We start from the raw sequence: 18,966 nt of genomic DNA, 5'->3' as shown, positions 1-18,966 counted from the left end.
TCTGCATGCCAGTCCGGCTAGGGGGCTAGTTCCTTCTCGACCATGCCCTTCCCGATAGCGAGGGCGTGATCGAGCGCGGCGGCGTTCGGTCCCCCCCCTTGCGCGAAGTGGGGTGCCCCGCCCCCACCTCCACCGAGGGCGTTAGCCATCGCGCGCACCGCGTTCCCGGCATGGGCGGAGACCCCCTTGCTCACCTTGGCGACCACGATCCCTCGCCCATCGATCGCACCCCCAAGGAGAACGACTGCAGGCCGGGCCTTCTCCTCGATCAGATCGGCGAGGCGCTTCAGCGCGTCCACCTCCAGGTCGAGCCTCCCGGAGACGATGGTCACCTCCCCAACCCGCTCCGTCCCCGCTGCGAGGAGCTCATCCCGCTTGGCGGTGAGGATCGCCTCCGTCGCGGCGCGCAACCGCTCCCGCAGCGCGGAGATCTCGCCTTCAAGCCGGTCGATCCCGGCGAGCGGATCGTCCCCGAGGCGGGCACGCACCGCTCCGAGCAAGGCCGCGTCGGACTGAAATTGCCGCAGGGACTCCATTCCAGCCAGGGCATGAATCCGCCGCGTCCCGGCGGCGACCGACTCCTCAGAGGTGATCTTTACCAACCCGATCTCCCCGGTGCGGGCGACGTGCGTCCCGCCGCACAGCTCGCGGCTGAACTCCCCGACCGAGACCACCCGCACCCGCGCCTTCCCCCGGTACTCCTCCTCGAAGTGGGCCATCGCCCCGGTCTTCTTCGCCTCCTCGAGCGGCATCTCCTGCGTCTCCACCGGAATATCGGAGAGGACGACCGAGTTCACAAGCTCCTCCACCTGGGCGATCTCCTCGTCCGTCATCCGGGAGAAATGGGAGAAGTCGAACCGGAGCTCCTCCGGCGCGACGAGGGAACCGGCCTGGATCACGTGCTCGCCCAGGACCTTGCGCAGGGCAGCGTGGAGAAGATGGGTGGCGGTGTGGTGGCGGGCGATCCGGGCCCGCCTTTCCGCGTTCACCTCGAGGCGGCAGCGATCCCCGGGCTCGAATTCGCCTGCGCGAATCTGAACCCGGTGGAGGAACGCCCCTCCCGGAGTCTTCTGCACGTCAGTCACCTCCGCCCGGCCCGGCCGGTCGAGGTTCTCGATCAACCCTGTATCTCCAACTTGACCCCCAGACTCGGCGTAGAACGGGGTGCGGTCGAACACGAAGGCCAACTGCTCACCGTCTACCTTTCTCAACAGTTCAGCCTCGGTTTTCAAGATCTCATAGCCGACGAACTCAGTAGACTGCAGATCCAGCGATACAGAGCCTGAAACGGTGACGTTCTCTGTAAATGAGCGCGACCGGGCCCGTTGCCCGGCCATCGCTTTGTCGAATCCTTCCCGGTCGACTTCGATCCCGCGCTCACCCGCGATCTCCGCGGTCATCTCGAGGGGAAAGCCGTAGGTGTCGTAGAGCTCGAATGCGATCTCGCCGGGGAGGATGCGTTCTCCTGCTTCGATCAGCGCGGTGAGCCTCTCCTCGAGTCGCCTCTCCCCGGCGCGGAGCGTCCGGCGGAACGAGTCCTCCTCGCTTCGCATCACCTGGGCCGCCAGCGCGCGTGCGGAGACGATCTCCGGGTAGGTCTTCCCCATCACGTCGATCACCGGGTCGATGAACCCGGCCAGACTCCCCGGTGGAATCCCGAGCCGTTCCGCGGCCCGAACCGCCCGCCGCAGAATCCGGCGCAGGACGTAGCCCTGTTTTTCGTTTCCCGGGAGGACTCCATCAGCGATGAGGAACAGCCCGCCGCGCACGTGATCGGCGATGATGTTGCGCGCCACCCGATCCTCCACCTCTGCCGCCGCCGCGATCGCCTCGATCAGCGGAGCGAACAGGTCGATCTCAAAGTCGGTCGCTACCCCCTGCAGGACCGCCGCGGTCCGTTCGAGGCCCATCCCGGTGTCGATGTTCTTCCTCTCGAGCGGGACGAGGCTCCCGTCCTCTCGGGCGGCGTACTGCATGAACACAAGGTTCCAGATCTCGGAGAACCGATCGCAGTCGCACGCCACCCCGCGACAATCAGGACCGCACGCATTCTCCTCCCCGGTGTCGTAGAAGATCTCCGAGTCCGGTCCGCACGGCCCGGAGTTTCCCACCGGTCCCCACCAGTTGTGCTCCTTCCCCAATCGCGCGATCCGCTCGGGCGGGATCCCGATCACATCTTTCCAGATCGCGTACGCCTCCTCGTCCTCCTCATATACCGAGACCCATAGCTTCTCCTTGGGAATCCCGAGTTCCTCCGTGACGAACTTCCACGCGAGGCTGATCGCCCCCTCCTTGAAATAATCACCGAACGAGAAATTACCGAGCATCTCGAAGAACGTGTGATGAAACGCGGTCACGCCCACGTTCTCGATGTCAGTGGTGCGGAAGCACTTCTGGCACGTGGTGACGCGGGGGTGGTCAGGGGCTCGCCTCCCCCAGAAGATGTCCTTGAACTGCACCATCCCGGCGGCGGTGAACAGAAGCGTCGGGTCGTTGGGGACGAGGGACGAGCTCGGGAGGCGAGTGTGCCCGTGAGCTTCAAAGTATTCCAGGTACAGATTGCGAAGCTTGTCTGCCTGCATTGTCTCTCTCCTTCGGCTATCCCCGGGATTCTACGGGCTTAAAACCGGCAAATCAAAGCCGACCGGCTGAAGTTGCTATCTTCCCCTCTGTTTGCTATACTACAGTTGATTTTTTATCTCACGTTGTTCCCAGGAAATGAGGCGGTAATGGGAGGAATTGCTCGGTACATCGTACAACGGTTACTGTTCACGATCCCGATGCTTCTCATCCTGCTCACGGTGGTGTTCCTCATTCTGCGGGTGATGCCCGGGGATCCGGTAGCGGCGATGCTCGGGGGGAGGAACGTATCCCAGCAACTGATGGACGAGTACCGGCATAAGATGGGGGTCGATAAGCCGATCCCTGCCCAGTATGTGGAGTATCTGAAGAATATCGTATCCGGTGACTTCGGTGATTCGTTCCGTACGTCCAAGCCGGTCGTCACCGAGATCTTTACCCGGTTTCCGGCCACCCTCGAGCTTGCATTCTTTGGAATGCTGTTCGCGTTCATCTTCGGGTTCTGGACCGGGATACTCGCAGCGATCCGCGCCGATACCCCGATCGACCATTCAATAAGGGTCTTCCATATTGGATCGTTTGCCATGCCGTTATTCTGGTTCGGTCTGATGCTGCAGGTGATCTTCGCAGTGAAGCTGCATTGGTTCCCGGTGGCGAGCCGCCTCGGGGGAAGGGTAGCGTTCAGTTTTCAGTCGGTGACAGGGTTTTATCTGATTGACGCGTTCCTGAGTAAGGATCCGAAGATCATCGTCGATGTTATTAAGCATCTTGTCCTCCCTTCGGTCACGCTCGGGTTTGCCCAGGCCGGGCTCCTCGGCCGGATGACGCGGGCGAGCATGCTCGAGGTGCTCGACGCCGACTACATCACCACCGCCCGTGCCAAGGGGGTGCGAGAGCGGGTAGTCATCCTTTCCCATGCACTGCGTAACGCGCTCATCCCGATCGTGACCGTGTTCGGGCTCCAGTTCGCCATCCTCATGGGGGGAGCGGTCCTCACCGAGACCGTATTCTCCTGGCCCGGGATAGCGAGCTTCCTCGTCCGGTCGATCGAGGCGCGTGACTGGCCAGCGATCCAGGGGACGATCGTGTTCATCGCGATATTCATCTCCGCGATCAACCTGATCGTCGATATCTTATATTCGGTGATCGATCCACGAGTGAGGTACTGAAATGACCGAGGGTATACCCCACCAGTTCTTGTTCGCCCGCCTGCTCGATTGGCTTGTGTTGCGGTTCACCCGCGGCCGTCACGCCCTTCGTCACCAGACGATCCTCAAGGTCGGACTGGCGATCGTCTTCATCTTCATGCTGGTGACGATCCTCGCTCAGTACTCTTGGTTCACCCCGTACGATCCGGTGAAGTATCGGGATGCCCCCCGGCTCCAAGGGCCGTCGGTTCACCACTGGATGGGAACGGATCAGTTGAAGCGGGACGTGTTCAGTCGCGTCCTCGCCGGGGGGAAGGCGTCGATCATTGTCGCGTTCGGAGCGGTGGCGTTGAGCATGACGATCGGCTCGCTCCTCGGTTGGATCTCCGGCTACTTCGGGGGGATCCTCGACCGGGCGCTCTCTCTGACCATGGACGCGATCTACTCGTTCCCGTCGATGATCCTCGCCATCACCCTCGTTGCCATGTTCGGGGCCGGGATTGGACCGATGATCTGGGCGGTGGGATTTGTGTACATCCCCACCTACTTCCGCGTCACCCGGGCCGAGGCACTGCAAGTGCGGGAGACGACTTATGTCGAGGCGGTCCGCGCCATCGGAGCAGGAAACCTGCGGATCATCGTGCGTCATGTCGCCCCCAACACCGTAAACGCGATCATGGCCGTCTCCTCGTTCAACCTCGCTGATGCGATTCTCACCGTCGCTGCACTCTCGTTCCTCGGGTTCGGGCTTCCGCCCCCCGCTCCGGATTGGGGATTCGACATCCAAAACGGGCAGAAGTTCCTGCAGTCGGGGTCATGGTGGCTGATTACCTTCCCCGGGTTGATGATCATTGCCCTGTCGCTCGGGTTTGGGCTGATCGGGGAAGGGATAAGCGATCTCGTGAATCCGAAGCGGAAGCGGAAGAGGGTTTGACTTTGCATTGCAAGTGTGCTAGATTCATTTTAGTCTGGAAATAAGGAGGTGATCGCTCCCAACAAAACGACGGTACCGGTTTTTGGAAAATTTTTCAGAGTAATGAGCAAGGAGGTAAGACATGCGAAAGATTCTAGGTGTATTCCTGTTGATGGCGTTGGCGTTCAGCGCGTTCGCGATTGCGGCCGAAGAGCCCCTTATCATGGGGACCACGGACCGGGTGACGCAGCTCTCGTTCGCCAACAGTTATGACCACTTCTCCTGGCACGTGCTCCGCAACACCACGCGTGCCTTGATGAAGGTCGATGAGGACCTGAACCTGGTCCCGGACGTGGCTGAGTCCTACGAGATCTCTCCCGACGGAATGGTGTACACGTTCCACATTCGCCCCGGCCTCAAGTTCTGGGACGGGACCGTCTGCGATGCCGCGGCGGTCAAGTGGGCCCTCGACCGGACGATCCGCCTCGATGGGCCTGAAGGCGGAGTCGGGCTGATCAAGGGGGTAATCGATCACATCGACGTTGTCGATCCGTTGACGGTGAAGATCACCCTCACCATGCCTGACGCGATCTTCCTGCTTCGGATGTCCGACCGGATCGCCCCGGCCCTCATCTATGCCGGCGCCCCGGAGGACGATTTCGCCAACGGGAAGTACGTCGGGCTCGGACCCTACAAGCTCGTCGAGTACAAGCCCGATCAGTACGTGAAGTACGAGGCGTACGACGGCTACTACGGCCCGGCGCCGAAGTCGAAGTACGTGATCGAGAAGATGTACTCCGACGCAGCCGCCCTGCGCGCGGCGATCGAGGCCGGAGACGTGGACTTCGTGTTCCGCACCCTCAGCCCGCAGGACATCAAGGACCTGGAGAGCAACCCGAACGTGGTGGTGAAGTACTTCCCGCCCAGCCCGGGGATCCGCTACATCCTGTTCAACGTCACCCAGCCCCCGGTCGATGATCCGCTCGTCCGTCAGGCGATCTGCTACGCCGTCGATCGGGACGCGATCAAGGACCAGGTCTTCAGCGGAACGGTCGACCCGATCTACACCATGGTGCCTAAGGTCGATCCCCCGTTCTTCGGCGCGATCGATGTATTCCCGCACCGCGACCTGGCTAAGGCCAAGGCCCTGCTGAAGAAGGCCGGCTACGACGAGAATAACCCGCTCAAGCTCAACCTGTGGTACACCCCGAAGCACTACGGGACGACCGAGGCCGACGTGGCGGCGGTCCTGAAGGGGAGCCTGGAGGAGACTGGAGTGATCCAGATCAACATCCAGTCCCTGGAGTGGGGCGCCTACACCGAGCGCATGTCGCAAGGCGGTTTCGACATGTTCCTCCTCGGTTGGCACCCGGACTACCTCGAGACTTCCAACTTCCTCGCTCCGTGGACGACCGAGGCTCCGGAGGGGTTGGGGACGTTCTTCAACCACCATCCGAACTACGAGGCGTACAAGGACATCCTCGAGGTGGCAACGACCACGGTCGACGTCAAGAAACGGGCGAAGCTGTACGAAGCCGTCCAGATCCTGAGCGCGCAGGACGTGCCCTGGATCCCGCTGTGGTCGATGACCGACGAGATGGTGATCGCCATGCGGCCGAACGTGAAGGGCGCGTTCCTGAACGTCACGATGGACATCTATCTCTGGGACATCTACAAGGAATAACGACCGATTGAACCGCCGGGGCCGAGTTTCGGCCCCGGCTTTTTTTCTTCTCCTCTCATGACGGGTGTCCGGGGTCATCCCCCCGGCCCGTGACCTTGCTCCTCCGGCCCGGTGAGGTTTATACTCCGACTAGACATCTAAGGAGGTCATCTCATGGTACTGATCGAAGAGATAATCGCACGGGAAATCCTCGATTCGCGCGGGAATCCGACGATCGAGGTCGATGTATGGCTCGAGGACGGGGCGTTCGGCCGAGCGGCGATCCCCTCCGGCGCTTCCAAGGGGACGCGGGAGGCGCTCGAACTGCGGGACGGCGATCCAAACCGGTTCCACGGCAAGGGTGTGCAGAAGGCGGTCAAGAACGTGATGGACGAGATCGGCCCGGCGGTGATCGGCCAGGATGCGCTCGACCAGGCGAAGATCGACCGCCTCCTCCTCCAGCTCGACGGGACGGAGAACAAGAGCATGCTGGGGGCAAACGCGATCCTCGGGGTCTCCCTCGCGGTGGCGCGCGCGGCGGCCGACAGCCTGGAGATCCCGCTCTTCCGCTACATCGCTGGGGCGCGGGAGCCGCTTTTGCCTCGGCCGATGATGAACGTCCTCAACGGCGGGGAGCATGCGGACAACAACGTCGATATCCAGGAGTTCATGCTCGTCCCGATCGGCCCGGACACGGTCCGGGACGCGATCCGCGCCTGCTCCGAGGTCTTCCACACCCTGAAGGGGATCCTGAAGGAGCGGGGGCTGTCCACCGCGGTCGGGGATGAGGGCGGGTTCGCCCCCAACCTGAACGAGAACGAGGAGGCGCTCAAGCTCCTGGTAGAGGCGATCGAGAAGACGGGATATCGACCCGGAGAGGACGTGGCCCTGGCGCTCGACGCCGCAGCGTCGAGCTTCTTCTCCGATGGGAAGTACCGCTTCACCGTGGCCGGCCAGGTGGAGACCCTCCCGGCGGATGAACTGGTCGCGATCTACGAGAAATGGGTGGACGAGTACCCGATCATCTCGATCGAGGACGGGCTCGCCGAGGGGGACGACGCCGGCTGGCAGCTGATCACCGCACGGCTGGGAAAGAAGATCCAGATCGTGGGGGACGACAACTTCGTCACCAATCCCAAGTTGTTGCAGCGGGGGATCGACATGGGGATCGCCAACTCGATCCTCATCAAGCTGAACCAGATCGGGACGGTAACCGAGACCCTGGAGACGATGGACCTTGCTCACTCCGCCGGCTACACATGCGTCGTATCCCACCGCTCCGGGGAGACCGAGGACACCTCGATCGCCGACCTTGCCACCGGGACGGCGTGCGGACAGCTCAAGAGCGGTTCGATCTCCCGTTCCGAGCGGGTGGCGAAGTACAACCGGCTGATCCGGATCGAGGAGGAGTACGAGCTGCGGCTGGCGGACTGGCCGGCCCGGTTCCGGCCGTAGCCTGTCACCGAACGGGGGAAGATGAGGGGAGGAGACGAGGCGCAAGGATGGATCGTCAAGCCGCGATGGGGAAAGAAGATCGTCCTCATCGCTGTCCTGATGCTCGTCGGCCTCCTCTCCTTCATCTACATCGACCGGTTCCTCACGATCCGGCACCTGCACGCTGAGATCGCTCGCGTCACACAAGAGGAGCGGGTCGCCCTCGCGGTCCAAAATGACCTCCGCGACCGGCTCGCCCATGCCGACGATCCGGCGACGATCGAGTACCTCGCGCGGAAGGAACTCGGACTGGTGAAGCCGGGCGAGGAGAAGGTCATCTTCCTGAAGGGAGACTGATGTCCGGGTTTATCCACCTGCACACGCACTCCGAGTACAGCCTGCTCGATTCGTCCTGCCGCATCCCCGACCTCCTCGACCGGGCGGCGGCGTGCGGGATGGACGCCCTCGCGTTGACCGACCACGGGGTGATGAGCGGGGCGGTGAAGTTCTACCGCGCGGCGCAGAAGAAGGGGATAAAGCCGATCATCGGCTGCGAGATCTACCTCGCTCCGAAGAGCAGGCACGACCGCACCCCCCAGGCGGGAAACCGCTACTACCACCTCGTCCTCCTCGCGGAGAACGAGATCGGGTACCGGAACCTGATCGCGATCGTCAGCCGCGCCCACACCGAGGGGTTCTACTACAAGCCGCGCGCCGACAAGGAGCTCCTTCGCCAGTACCGCGACGGCCTGATCGCCCTGTCTGCCTGCGAGAGCGGGGAGATCCCGCGGCTGCTGATGGCGGGGAAGGAGAAGGCGGCGGAGAAGGCGGCACGCGAGTACGCCGAGATCTTTGGGAAGGGGAACTTCTACATCGAGCTCCAGGACCACGGGACCGATCGGGGTAAGGCCCTGAAGGAGAAGCTGATCGAGCTGGCGCGGCGCCTCGATCTTCCGTTGGTGGCAACGAACGATGTCCACTACTTGAATCCGGAGGATCGCCTCGCCCATGAGGTCCTGCTCAACATCCGCGCCAACAAGACCCTCTCCGACCCCGATCACCGCACCTTCGACGGGGAGGGGTACCACTTCCGCTGCGGGGACGAGATGGAGGAGCTGTTCGCGGACGTCCCCGAGGCGATCGAGAACACCCGCGTCATCGCCGACCGCTGCAACCTGGAGATCCCGTTCGGAAAAACGATGATCCCCCCGTTTTCCCTTCCTGCGGGGGAGTCCGACCCGAACTCCTACCTGCGCAAGCTCGCGTACCAGGGAGCGAAGGAACGATACGGGAGCGTGGAGGGGGCAGTCAAGGAACGGCTCGAGTACGAGCTTTCCGTGATCGAGCGGATGAACTACGCCACCTACTTCCTGATCGTGTGGGACTTCGTCCGGTTCGCCCGCGAGGAGGGGATCCCGGTCGGACCGGGGCGGGGATCGGCGGCCGGGAGCCTGGTCGCTTATGCCCTCGGGATCACCAGCGTCGACCCCCTCAAGTACAACCTGATCTTCGAGCGGTTCCTCAACCCGGAGCGGATCAGCATGCCCGATTTCGACATCGACTTCTGCGTACGCGGCCGCGACCGGGTGATCCAGTACGTGCAGGAGAAGTACGGGAAGGACAAGATGGCCCAGATCGCGACCTACGACCGGATGGCCGCCCGCAGCGTGGTGCGCGACGTCGGCCGCGTCCTTGGGGTCCCGTACGCGGTCACCGACCGGCTCGCCAAGCTAATCCCGTTCGGCTATCGGCTGAAGGTGGCGGTGGAGAAGGTGGCCGAGCTGCGTGACCTGTACGAGACGGACGACAAGGTCCGCCAGATCATCGACATCGGCCTCCGCCTCGAGGGCCTCTCCCGCAACACCTCGACCCACGCCGCCGGGGTGGTGATCGCCCCGGACGCCCTGATCAACCACGTTCCTCTCCTCCGGCTGACCGACGGGGAGTGCGTCACCCAGTACGACATGACCGACGTCGAGGCGGTCGGGCTGTTGAAGTTCGACTTCCTCGGGCTGCGCAACCTCACCCTGCTCGACGACACGTGCCAAGCGTTGCGTCGGGATGGGATCGAGATCGAGCTGGAAAAGATCCCGCTCGACGACCCGGAGACGTTCGCCCTGCTCCGGGAGGGGAAGACGGCCGGGATATTCCAGCTGGAGAGCTCGGGGATGACCGGGTTGATCAAGCGGGTACAGCCGGACCGGTTCGAGGACCTGATTGCACTGCTCGCCCTCTATCGTCCCGGGCCGCTCGAGAGCGGGATGGCCGATGAGTACGTGGAGCGCCGCCACGGCCGCCGCCCGGTCACCTATCCCCATCCCAAGCTGAAGGAGGTCCTCGCCGACACGTACGGGCTCCCGATCTATCAGGATCAACTGATGCTGATGGCCCGACACCTCGCCGGATTCTCCCTCGCCGAGGCGGACATCCTGAGAAAGGCGATGGGAAAGAAGAAGAAGGACATCATGGCGAGCCTGCGGGAGAAGTTCATCGCCGGATGCGTCGCCAATGGGATCCCGCGCGACAAGGCGACCCAGACGTTCGATGAGATGGAGAAGTTCTCCCGCTATGGGTTCAACAAGTCGCACACCACCGCCTACGCGTTCGTCTCCTACTGGACCGCCTACCTCAAGGCCCATTACCCGACCCACTTCATGGCGAGCCTGCTCACGAGCGTGCAGGGGGACACGGACAAGGTCGCGGAGTACATCGGGGAGTGCAAGGAGATGGGAATCGAGGTCCTCCCCCCGGATATAAACGAGAGCGAGCACGACTTCACCCCGGTGGCGGAGGGGAAGATCCGGTTCGGGCTCGGGGCGATCAAGCACGTCGGCTCCGGAGCGATCGCGCGGATCATCTCCGCCCGCGGGGACGGGTACAAATCGTTCTTCGACCTGTGCCGCCGGGTGGACGGGGACGGAGTCGATCGCGAGGCCCTCGAGGCGCTGATCAAGGCGGGAGCGTTCGACTCCCTCGGCCAGACGCGCAAGGGCCTTCTCGCCCGCCTCTCCGACGGGCTCGAGCTGATGCAGATCTCCCGCCGGGAGCGAACGAGCGGGCAGCGTTCGTTCTTCGAGGTCACCGACTCCCTCCCGGTCGACCCCACCGTCCCGGCGGAAGAATTTACCCCGGAGGAGCTGCTCACGTTCGAGCGGGAGCTCCTCGGGCTCTACGTGAGTGCTCACCCCCTCGACCGCTACCGCGAGCTCCTATCCCTGTACGCCACTCCGCTCTCTGCGGTCGCCTCCCTCCCCGAGGGGGATGAGGCGCTGGTCGGGGGGAGGGTGAAGGCGATCCGGAAGATCGCGACGAAGAAGGGGGATCCGATGGCGTTCGTCACGGTGGAGGACGGACGCGGGGAGGTGGAAGCGACCGTCTTTCCCCGCGTGCTCGCAACGGCAGGGGACATCCTCCGGGTGGACGAGCTCATCGGGATGCGGGTCCTCTCCGGGGTGCGGAACGGAACCCCGAACCTGGTGGTGCAGGAGGTCTTCCCCATCTCCGATCTCGAGAAGAGGGGGAGCGCCATCCTCCTGATCCGGCTGCGGGCGGAGGACGCGGTCCCGGAGAAGCTCGGCCTCATCTCCGCCCGCCTGACTTCCGACAGGGGAAGGGTCCCGGTGGTCCTCCGGCTGGAGGGGGAGGACGGAGCCGGGATCGAGGTCCGCGCCGCGGACAGATTTCGGGTCTCCGCGGCACCCTCGCTCCGGGCGGCGATCGAGGAGCTCGTGGGAGAGGGGCGGGTGGAGCTCATAACCGGGATGCAAACAGGATGAAGCCGCACGGTTGGCTGCGCTGGCTCTACCCCGGGATGAGGATCAAGCGCTGGCTCGCGCTATCCGGGGTATCGATGGGGCTGTTCGTCCTCGGGCTCCTCGAGGTGATCGGGGCGGAGCGGATCCGCCGCTTGTACTCCCTCCTTCCGCCGGCAGGAGCCGCCCGGGCCGTGATCGTCGGGATCGCGATGGGGCTGGGGATCTTTGGGTTCGGGCTCGGCCTGAATCGGCTCGTCCGTTCGATCGCGCACGGAGTCGCTCCGGGGAGGCGCGAGAAGCCCGGGGACATGATCTTTCGCACCCGTCTCCTCGAGCGTGGCCCGCGGGTCGTTGCCATTGGTGGCGGAACCGGGCTCTCCACCCTGCTGCGCGGGCTGAAGGAGGAGACGGCGAACATCACCGCGGTAGTGACGGTGATGGACGATGGAGGAAGCTCGGGACGGCTCCGCGCTGAGCTCGATGTCCTCCCTCCCGGCGATGTGCGCAACTGCATCATCGCCCTCGCCGCTGACGAGGCGCGGATGGCCGAACTCCTCCAGCATCGGTTCCGCGGTGGAGGGGAACTGGCCGGCCATTCCCTCGGGAACCTCCTCCTCGTCGGGCTGGAGCAGGCGACCGGCGGGTTCGACCGGGCGGTGGAGGCAATGAGCCAGATCCTCGCCATCCGCGGCGAGGTCCTCCCCGCCACCCTGACGAAATGCCACCTCGTCGCGCGGATGGAGGACGGGGAGTGGGTCGAGGGGGAGAGCCGGATCAGCTCCGATCCGCGCCGGATCGAGGAGATCAGGTTGTCCAAGGAGGACGTCCCCCCGTACGGCCGTGTCCTGGAGGCGATATCCCGCGCCGACCTGATCCTCCTCGGCCCGGGAAGCCTGTACACGAGCATCATCCCCAACCTCCTCGTGAACGGGATCGCGGACGAGATCGAGCGCGCCCCGGCGGAGAAGTTCCTGGTGGCGAACCTGATGACCCAGCCCGGGGAGACGGACGGGTTCACCCTCCGCGACCACCTGCGTGTCCTCGACCAGTACGTATCGGTGCAGGCGTTCGACGGGATCCTGGTGAACAATGCCCTCCCGCCGGAGGAGATCCTCACCGGCTACCGGGCGGAGCGGGCCGCCCCGGTGGCGGACGACCTGGAGGAGGAGAACGAGTACGGGCTTTCAGTCGTCCGTGCTGATCTTATCGGGACCGCGACCCTGGAGGGGAAGGTGACGGTCAAGCACGATCCGCGCAAGCTGGCGCGGGCGATCGTGGAGAACACCCGCGCGTTCGCGCACCGTCCTTCTACCCCTTGACCACCACCAGCGGGCGGAGCCGCGCCACCGGGAGGTTGATCCCTGCCGCTGCTGCAGCGCGGACTACTCGTTCCACGTCCTTGTACGCTCCAGGCGCCTCCTCAGCGACCCCGCGCATCGAGTGGGCACGCAGGACGATCCCCTGCTTCCTCAGCTCCTGTTCGATCTCTTTTCCGAAGTAACGCTTCGCCGCCTTCCGGCGGGAGACCGCCCGCCCGGCCCCGTGCACTCCGCTCCCGAACGCCTTCTCCATCCCGGCAGGGGTCCCGCGCATCACGTACGATGCGGTCCCCATCGATCCCCCGACCAGGGTCGGGTGCCCGACGGCTCGGTACGGTCCTGGGGACTCCTCCCTCCCCGGGCCGAACGCGCGTGTCGACCCCTTGCGGTGGACGAGCAGGGTGCGGACCTCTCCGTCCACGACATGACGCTCGAACTTGGCGTTGTTGTGCCCGATGTCGTAGACGAGGCTCACCTCCTCCGGATCCAGTCCGAAGACGCGGGTGAACGACTCCCGCACCAGATGCCCAATCACCTCCCGGTTAGCGAACGCGCAGTTCGCTCCGGCGGCGACAGCGCTCAGGTAGCGCTTCCCCTCCGGGCTGGAGATCGGGGCGCAGACGAGCTCCAGCTCCGGGACGCTGATCCCGTACTTCCGGGTTGCCGCCTCCATCTCCTTCAGGTAATCCTGACCGATCTGATGGCCGAGGGCACGGGAGCCGGTGTGGATCGAGATCACAACCTGCCCCTCCCGCAGGCCGTACACGGCGGCAGCGGCAGGGTCCATCACCTCCTCCACGTACTGCACCTCGAGGTAGTGGTTTCCGGCCCCAAGGGTCCCCACCTGGCGGAACTGGCGCTCCTTGGCGCGGCGGCTCACCGCCCCCGGATCGGCACCGGGGATCCTCCCCCCGTCCTCGATGAACTCCAGGTCGGCCTCCAGGCCGTAACCATGGGAGATGACGTATTCCGCTCCGGCAGCGAGGAGGCGATCGATCTCGGTGAGGGACAAGCGGAGCTTCCCGGTCGAGCCGAGGCCAGCGGGGACGGTGCGGTAGAGGTCGTCGGCCAGGGCATCCCGGCGGTCTTCCACCTCCTCCCGGGAAAGCGGTGTCCGCATCAGCCGCACCCCGCAGTTGATGTCAAACCCCACCCCTCCGACCACGACCACTCCCTCGTCCGGGTCGAACGCCCCTACACCTCCGATCGGAAACCCGTACCCGGGATGAACGTCAGGGAGGGCGACCGCCGCCCCGACGATCCCCGGGAGGGTGGCGACGTTCCGCACCTGGCGCAGGGCGCTCCACTCCCCGGATAGCTCCCCCTGCAGGTCCTCCATCATCTCCGGATCGACGAACACCCTCCCCGGGACGCGCATTTCGCCCGTCGCGGGGATCAGCCACTCGGCATCGCTCACCCGTTCGATCTCGTACCCTTCAGCCATCTCTCCCTCCTTTAGGTATCGAGCACGCACTGGGCGATCCAGCGCCCATCCCGTTCCTCAACCCGCAGCCCGGCGTAGGATACCCCCTTCACCTCCAGCTCGGGGCGGTGGCGGGCCGGGTCGAGCCGCTCCCCCCACGCCTCTCCCCGCAGCCGGAATCCGTCCCCCGTCTCCTCGATCCCGACGGAGAAGCGGGAGAAGATCAGGCCGGAGACTTCCTTCTCCCCGAGGAGCCGCCCCAACCACTCCACCAGCAGCAGTTCGAGGCGCGGGGCGGATACCTCCAGTCTGAGTGACTCGCGGGGGGCGATCCGGTCGAGCGCGATCATCAGGTTGAACATCCCGGCCGCGACGGCGCAGAACGCTTCCTCCACTGTATCCCCGATCCCGCGCACCTCCACGTCGGCAGTGTGGTCGAGGTACTCGAACCGGTACATCCCATCACCTCCCGGTGAGCGAGACGGAGAAGAGCGGGTTGTAGACCGCGCCGCGTTGGGTGAGGACGCTCTCCATCAGGACGAGGCGATCGACGTGCAGGGAGTGGTTCAACCCCGCCCCGAGATCCGCGAGCGCCTGCGGGAGCCCGGGATCGGGCCTCCCCTTCACCCGCCCCAAGGTGATGTGGGCGACCGAGTCCTCGCGGTCAGGGGGAAACCCGAACGCGGCAAGCCCGCTGTTCACCTGCGCGACAAGGGCGGTGAACCGGTCCGGCGCCTTTCCCCCGGCCCAGATCACCCGCGCCCGTCCCGGGTTGGGGAATGCTCCCAACCGGTCGATCGGGATGTCGAACGGAGGGATCTCCGCTGCGATCCGCCGCGCCATCTTCTCCAGCTCGATCGTCAACTCCGGCTCGATCTCCCCGAGGAACCGGACCGTGACGTGGAAGTTCTCCTTCGGCACCCAGCTCACCCGCGCGTTCATCCGGGCACGCAGCGCGGTCGAGATCCCGAGCAGGATGCGGTTCAACCCTTTATCGCTCGGAAGGCAGAAGAAGGCGCGCATCATCGATCACCCTCCTGAATCATAGCATACCGGAGGCGTTTCTTGCACGAGCGGCCGGAAAGTGGAGAATAAAGACAAGAACATGAAGGGAGTGGTTGCACGATGGGTCTATCGGTAAGCGAAATGCATCGGGGGATGGTGATCCGCTACGACGGTGAGCTGTACGAGATAATCGAGTACGAGCATTCCAAGCGCGGGCGGGGCGGGGCGGTTGCCCGCACGAAATTGCGTCACTTAAAGACCGGGCGGGTCATCCAGACGACGTTCAAGGGAGCGGAGAACACCGAATCGGTCTTCCTCGAATCGCGACCGCTCCAGTACCTGTACCACGACGGTGATTCCTACATCTTTATGGACAACGAGCGGTTCGATCAGTTTCCGATCCCGGCCGACGTCCTCGGGGAGAACTCCAAGTTCCTCGTGGAGGGGACGAACGTGACCGGCTACTACAGCGGCGACGAGCTGATCAAGGTCGAGTTGCCCAATTTCGTCGAGTTGAAGGTGGTGCACACCGAGCCCGGAGTGCGTGGAGATACGGTTTCCAACGTAGAAAAGCCCGCAACCCTGGAGAGCGGGGCGGTGATTCAGGTCCCCTTATTTGTCAAGGAGGGTGATATACTGAAGGTAGACACCCGCACCGGCCGGTACGTGGAGCGGGTGTAAGGAGGGAACATGGCGGAACGTAAGATTGAGATAGTCGATCAAGACGGGAAGATCACGATGGGCGAGGAAGTGATCGCATCGATCGCCCGCATCGCTACGGGGAAGGTCGATGGGATCGTCAAGACATCTCCCAGCGGCGGGTTCAGGGGGATATTCGGAGGGGAGGACCTCTCTCCCAATATCCGCACCGAGCTCACGGACGAAGGGGTGCGCGTCGAGCTACGGATCGCCGTCGAGTACGGCTACCCGGTGCACGAAGTGGCCCAGGGGGTGCAGACGAAGGTGGAGAGCGACATCACCGAGCTTGCCGGGGTGAACGTAGTCGGGGTAGATGTCTACGTGAAGAAGATCGTCCCCCCGCCTTCGCATGCAGACGCCGCGGAGGCGGAGTAAAGGAGGATGCAAGATGGCTGAGAAGCAAGAGAAGGGACGGGTGAGCATCTCCAAGGACGTCGTCACCGCGATCGCTGGGATCGCCGTCTCCGAAGTCGATGGGATCGCCAACCTCCGCCCCGGTGACGGAGCGTTCCGCCGCGGGGAGGGGATGAAGCGCTACGTCGACACCGAGGTGGAAGGGGACAACGTCAAGGTAACGGTGCGGGTCACCATCTACTACGGCCGACCGATCCACAAGGTGGCAAAGCAGGTGCAGACGCGGGTGAAGGCGGAGATCGAGAAGATGACCGGACTTAAGGTGAACGCGGTCGACGTGGACGTACAGCGGCTCGTCGAGCCGGAAGCCCCGCTCCCGCTGGAAGAGGAAGAGGAATGACCGGGGTCGTCATCCTCCTCAAATCGATATTCGTCCTCGGGCTTGCCTTTGCCGGGGTGGTGTTGATCCTGATCCCGGTCGGAGCGATCCCGGTCTCGAGCATCACCCCGTTTATCACCTCAGGAGAAGGAGAGGCGGCACTGCTCACGTTCGGGGCGCTGTTCCTTGCGATCGGGGTCTACCTCATCGGCTCGATCTACCGGACCTACGGAACCGGCGGGCGGTTCCTCCAAGAGGGGGATTGGGGGAGGATCGAGCTCTCCGCCGGCGCGCTGCGGGAGCTGGTGAGCATAATCCTGCGGCAAGAGATCGGGATCGAACGATTCCGCGTCCAACTCGGCCACATGGATGGCGGGCTCGAGATCAAGGTGGAGACAACCCTCTCCGCTGACCAGCAAGTGGCCGAGGTGAGCCGGAGGATTCAGGAGGTCCTCGCCACCCGGGTCAAGGAGAGGACCGGGGTGGAGGTGGGACGCGTATCCGTGCTGGTACGGAGCATCCGCTCCGCTGCTGCGACGAGCCCGGAGGAGGACGGAGATGCGAGTTCCGGGTAGGCTGATCGGCCTCGGGGTCGGGCTCGTCGCCGGGTTGATCCTCATCCTCGCCGGCTGGAAGGTGTTCCTCATCCTCCTTGCCTTCGGATCCCTCGGGTTTTTCGTCGGGGCGTACCTCGAGTCGCGTGAGGATCTGACAAAGCGGATTCGCGCGTTCTTCGACCGGCTGTTCGGGGCGGGATGAACCGACACGAAGCGCGCGCGTTCGTCCTCCGCGCCCTGTACCAGCGCGAGTTCGTGGATACCCCCCTGGCCGAAATGCTGGCGGAGGTCGATCCCGGGGATGAGCGGGGCTACATCGAGGAGCTGTTCAACGGGATCATGGCCGAGCGTGCCTCCATCGATGCATTGCTCGGGGAGCATACCGTCGGGTGGCGGTTCGACCGGCTCGCGTTGATCGACCGGAACATCCTGCGCATCGGGGCGTACGAACTCCTCCACTCCGACGACGTCCCGCCCGAGGTGGCGATCGACGAGGCAGTCGAGCTCGCCAAGGAGTACGGGACCGAGAACGCACCGGTGTTCATAAACGGGATCCTCGATCGGATCTGGAAGGAGCACGAAGCAAGTTGAACTGGAAGCCCTACTATCGGGCTGAACTGGTGCGGCCGGAAGGCAGGGAGCTGATCGAGGGGTATTTTGCCGAAGCGGAGGACGACCCGCAGCTCGACGCCGCACTCGCAGACCGGGCGATCCTCTCCTTCCCCCACACCGCCCTCGCCTACGCTGGCCCGCTTCAGGCGCGGGTGATCGCCGCGCTCCACCGCGCCGGGGTAGAGCTGATAATCGCGCTCGGGGTTCTCCACACCTCGGCCATTCCTGCCCCGTACGCCGAGCGGTTGGAGCTGCTGCGCGATCCTGCCGCTCCCCTGGAGGAGCGAAGGGCGGCGTTCTCCCAGCTTTCCGGAGCATTTATTCCCCGCGGGGGCTCCATCCCGACCCCGTTCGGTTCTCTCACGATCGCCCCGGTTGAGTTTACGGAGGCGGTTCGGCCCGATTCCGGAATCCTGAAAAACGAGTTCTCCCTCGATACCTTCTTTTCCCTTCTTGCTTTCTACTGCCGCGCACGCGAGCTTCCTCCGCCGCGAGTCCTCCCGGTTTACGTCGGAGTCACCCGCGATCCGGAGAGCGGCTCGTTCGGGGTGGGAGAAGAGATCGCCCGGGAGCTGGCCGGGTTCATCGGCCCAAAAACAGCGGTTGTCACCACCGGCGATCTCGTCCACTACGGGACGGGATACGGGGATGAAGAGCGGATTTCACAATTGCCGCAGGAAAAGGAGGGGTTGGAAGCCTACTTCCGTCGCGAAGTGGAGGAGGTCCTCGCACGCGGGCTCGGTGAACGGCGGCTGGAGGAGGCGTTCCAAATGTCGCAGGAGGTATTGAAGAGCGACCAGCGCTACATCCTCCCGGTCATCGCAGGGCTCCTCGGCCCCGGAGCCGGGTACGAGATCCTCCACTTCGAGCTCTCCGACTACGCTGGGATCCTCTCCGTCGCTCCTCCGTGTTACGTCGCCTCGGCCCTGGTCGGTTTTCGCGCCGGGCGCACAAAATCAGGAGTGAGTTCGGCTTGCTAGCGACAATCGCTCACCTGTGCCCTTTCCGGTCCGCGCGCTTATTATCTGCGGCTGGGAAAGAGGAATCCGCCTGCGGCGAATCCTCGCTTCTTCGCAAGCGGCGGGCTCTGTGCCCGATCATTGACCCCATTTCAGAGAACAGGGT

18 protein-coding genes are annotated in these 18,966 nt (G+C 64.2%); 14 read left to right on the top strand and 4 right to left on the bottom strand.

What is annotated here, in order from left to right; genetic code table 11:
• Window positions 1-17: 17 nt before the first annotated feature.
• Entirely contained in the window at window positions 18-2,582 is a 2,565-nt protein-coding gene (alaS, locus tag J7J55_02060; protein MCD6141489.1) for an alanine--tRNA ligase, read from the bottom strand.
• 147 nt (window positions 2,583-2,729) lie between these two features.
• On the opposite strand from alaS, the gene J7J55_02055 reads away from it, so the two are divergent.
• The 7 genes from J7J55_02055 to J7J55_02025 all read left to right on the top strand — a co-directional run bounded on the left by J7J55_02055 (window position 2,730) and on the right by J7J55_02025 (window position 12,812).
• The gene (locus J7J55_02055) at window positions 2,730-3,749 is read left to right on the top strand and encodes an ABC transporter permease (GenBank protein ID MCD6141488.1); all 1,020 of its coding nucleotides are present in this window, start codon (window positions 2,730-2,732) and stop codon (window positions 3,747-3,749) included.
• Window position 3,750: 1 nt separating this feature from the next.
• Window positions 3,751-4,662, top strand: coding sequence for an ABC transporter permease (locus tag J7J55_02050; protein MCD6141487.1), 912 nt, complete (start codon window positions 3,751-3,753; stop codon window positions 4,660-4,662).
• Between the two features lie 121 nt (window positions 4,663-4,783).
• A complete protein-coding gene (locus tag J7J55_02045) occupies window positions 4,784-6,325 on the top strand; it encodes a peptide ABC transporter substrate-binding protein (protein ID MCD6141486.1) in 1,542 nt (513 codons plus the stop codon).
• A 153-nt stretch (window positions 6,326-6,478) separates the two neighbouring features.
• A complete protein-coding gene (gene eno / locus J7J55_02040; protein MCD6141485.1) occupies window positions 6,479-7,759 on the top strand; it encodes a phosphopyruvate hydratase in 1,281 nt (426 codons plus the stop codon).
• A gap of 21 nt (window positions 7,760-7,780) precedes the next feature.
• Window positions 7,781-8,095 carry a septum formation initiator family protein gene (locus J7J55_02035; GenBank protein ID MCD6141484.1) on the top strand — a complete coding sequence of 105 codons (315 nt, stop codon included), beginning with the start codon at window positions 7,781-7,783 and terminating at the stop codon, window positions 8,093-8,095.
• Complete coding sequence (locus J7J55_02030; protein ID MCD6141483.1) at window positions 8,095-11,514, top strand: DNA polymerase III subunit alpha; 3,420 nt, start codon at window positions 8,095-8,097, stop codon at window positions 11,512-11,514. Before J7J55_02035 ends, J7J55_02030 begins: the two co-directional genes overlap by 1 nt.
• A complete protein-coding gene (locus J7J55_02025) occupies window positions 11,511-12,812 on the top strand; it encodes a YvcK family protein (GenBank protein MCD6141482.1) in 1,302 nt (433 codons plus the stop codon). The genes J7J55_02030 and J7J55_02025 overlap by 4 nt, the downstream gene beginning before the upstream one ends.
• Here J7J55_02025 and J7J55_02020 read toward each other — a convergent pair.
• Genes J7J55_02020 through thpR form a run of 3 tightly spaced genes read right to left on the bottom strand, consistent with a single transcriptional unit; the run spans window position 12,802 to window position 15,261 of the window.
• Window positions 12,802-14,256 (bottom strand): RtcB family protein, encoded by a 1,455-nt coding sequence (locus tag J7J55_02020; protein ID MCD6141481.1) that lies wholly within the window; start codon window positions 14,254-14,256, stop codon window positions 12,802-12,804. The genes J7J55_02025 and J7J55_02020 overlap by 11 nt on opposite strands.
• 11 nt (window positions 14,257-14,267) lie before the next feature.
• Window positions 14,268-14,693 carry an archease gene (locus tag J7J55_02015; protein ID MCD6141480.1) on the bottom strand — a complete coding sequence of 142 codons (426 nt, stop codon included), beginning with the start codon at window positions 14,691-14,693 and terminating at the stop codon, window positions 14,268-14,270.
• 4 nt (window positions 14,694-14,697) lie between these two features.
• Window positions 14,698-15,261: an RNA 2',3'-cyclic phosphodiesterase gene (thpR, locus tag J7J55_02010; GenBank protein ID MCD6141479.1), complete on the bottom strand. Its 564-nt coding sequence runs from the start codon at window positions 15,259-15,261 to the stop codon at window positions 14,698-14,700.
• A 99-nt stretch (window positions 15,262-15,360) separates the two neighbouring features.
• On the opposite strand from thpR, the gene efp reads away from it, so the two are divergent.
• From efp to J7J55_01975, 7 genes are read left to right on the top strand one after another with little or no spacing between them, the layout of a single operon-like run.
• Complete coding sequence (gene efp / locus J7J55_02005; protein ID MCD6141478.1) at window positions 15,361-15,921, top strand: elongation factor P; 561 nt, start codon at window positions 15,361-15,363, stop codon at window positions 15,919-15,921.
• Between the two features lie 9 nt (window positions 15,922-15,930).
• Window positions 15,931-16,314, top strand: coding sequence for an Asp23/Gls24 family envelope stress response protein (locus J7J55_02000; GenBank protein ID MCD6141477.1), 384 nt, complete (start codon window positions 15,931-15,933; stop codon window positions 16,312-16,314).
• 13 nt (window positions 16,315-16,327) lie between these two features.
• Window positions 16,328-16,693, top strand: coding sequence for an Asp23/Gls24 family envelope stress response protein (locus J7J55_01995; protein ID MCD6141476.1), 366 nt, complete (start codon window positions 16,328-16,330; stop codon window positions 16,691-16,693).
• Window positions 16,690-17,247 (top strand): hypothetical protein, encoded by a 558-nt coding sequence (locus tag J7J55_01990; GenBank protein MCD6141475.1) that lies wholly within the window; start codon window positions 16,690-16,692, stop codon window positions 17,245-17,247. Before J7J55_01995 ends, J7J55_01990 begins: the two co-directional genes overlap by 4 nt.
• On the top strand, window positions 17,231-17,431 hold the full coding sequence (locus J7J55_01985) for a hypothetical protein (protein MCD6141474.1): 201 nt from the start codon (window positions 17,231-17,233) through the stop codon (window positions 17,429-17,431). The genes J7J55_01990 and J7J55_01985 overlap by 17 nt, the downstream gene beginning before the upstream one ends.
• Window positions 17,428-17,820 (top strand): transcription antitermination factor NusB, encoded by a 393-nt coding sequence (gene nusB, locus J7J55_01980; protein MCD6141473.1) that lies wholly within the window; start codon window positions 17,428-17,430, stop codon window positions 17,818-17,820. The genes J7J55_01985 and nusB overlap by 4 nt, the downstream gene beginning before the upstream one ends.
• Entirely contained in the window at window positions 17,817-18,821 is a 1,005-nt protein-coding gene (locus J7J55_01975; protein ID MCD6141472.1) for a hypothetical protein, read from the top strand. The genes nusB and J7J55_01975 overlap by 4 nt, the downstream gene beginning before the upstream one ends.
• Window positions 18,822-18,966: the final 145 nt, after the last annotated feature.

The sequence above is a fragment of the Candidatus Bipolaricaulota bacterium genome (genome assembly GCA_021159055.1).
In the GTDB taxonomy this organism is placed as follows: Bacteria; Bipolaricaulota; Bipolaricaulia; order UBA7950; family UBA9294; genus S016-54.
The sequence above is the reverse complement of the archived record's forward strand: the minus strand, read 5'-3'. Positions and strand labels throughout refer to the sequence as shown.

Excerpts from the sequence above, each read along its gene's own strand:
- alaS (MCD6141489.1), bottom strand. The coding sequence starts at position 2,582 with ATGCAGGCAGACAAGCTTCGCAATCTGTACCTGGAATACTTTGAAGCT.
- J7J55_02055 (MCD6141488.1), top strand. The coding sequence starts at position 2,730 with ATGGGAGGAATTGCTCGGTACATCGTACAACGGTTACTGTTCACGATC.
- J7J55_02050 (MCD6141487.1), top strand. The coding sequence starts at position 3,751 with ATGACCGAGGGTATACCCCACCAGTTCTTGTTCGCCCGCCTGCTCGAT.
- J7J55_02045 (MCD6141486.1), top strand. The coding sequence starts at position 4,784 with ATGCGAAAGATTCTAGGTGTATTCCTGTTGATGGCGTTGGCGTTCAGC.
- eno (MCD6141485.1), top strand. The coding sequence starts at position 6,479 with ATGGTACTGATCGAAGAGATAATCGCACGGGAAATCCTCGATTCGCGC.
- J7J55_02035 (MCD6141484.1), top strand. The coding sequence starts at position 7,781 with ATGAGGGGAGGAGACGAGGCGCAAGGATGGATCGTCAAGCCGCGATGG.
- J7J55_02030 (MCD6141483.1), top strand. The coding sequence starts at position 8,095 with ATGTCCGGGTTTATCCACCTGCACACGCACTCCGAGTACAGCCTGCTC.
- J7J55_02025 (MCD6141482.1), top strand. The coding sequence starts at position 11,511 with ATGAAGCCGCACGGTTGGCTGCGCTGGCTCTACCCCGGGATGAGGATC.
- J7J55_02020 (MCD6141481.1), bottom strand. The coding sequence starts at position 14,256 with ATGGCTGAAGGGTACGAGATCGAACGGGTGAGCGATGCCGAGTGGCTG.
- J7J55_02015 (MCD6141480.1), bottom strand. The coding sequence starts at position 14,693 with ATGTACCGGTTCGAGTACCTCGACCACACTGCCGACGTGGAGGTGCGC.
- thpR (MCD6141479.1), bottom strand. The coding sequence starts at position 15,261 with ATGATGCGCGCCTTCTTCTGCCTTCCGAGCGATAAAGGGTTGAACCGC.
- efp (MCD6141478.1), top strand. The coding sequence starts at position 15,361 with ATGGGTCTATCGGTAAGCGAAATGCATCGGGGGATGGTGATCCGCTAC.
- J7J55_02000 (MCD6141477.1), top strand. The coding sequence starts at position 15,931 with ATGGCGGAACGTAAGATTGAGATAGTCGATCAAGACGGGAAGATCACG.
- J7J55_01995 (MCD6141476.1), top strand. The coding sequence starts at position 16,328 with ATGGCTGAGAAGCAAGAGAAGGGACGGGTGAGCATCTCCAAGGACGTC.
- J7J55_01990 (MCD6141475.1), top strand. The coding sequence starts at position 16,690 with ATGACCGGGGTCGTCATCCTCCTCAAATCGATATTCGTCCTCGGGCTT.
- J7J55_01985 (MCD6141474.1), top strand. The coding sequence starts at position 17,231 with ATGCGAGTTCCGGGTAGGCTGATCGGCCTCGGGGTCGGGCTCGTCGCC.
- nusB (MCD6141473.1), top strand. The coding sequence starts at position 17,428 with ATGAACCGACACGAAGCGCGCGCGTTCGTCCTCCGCGCCCTGTACCAG.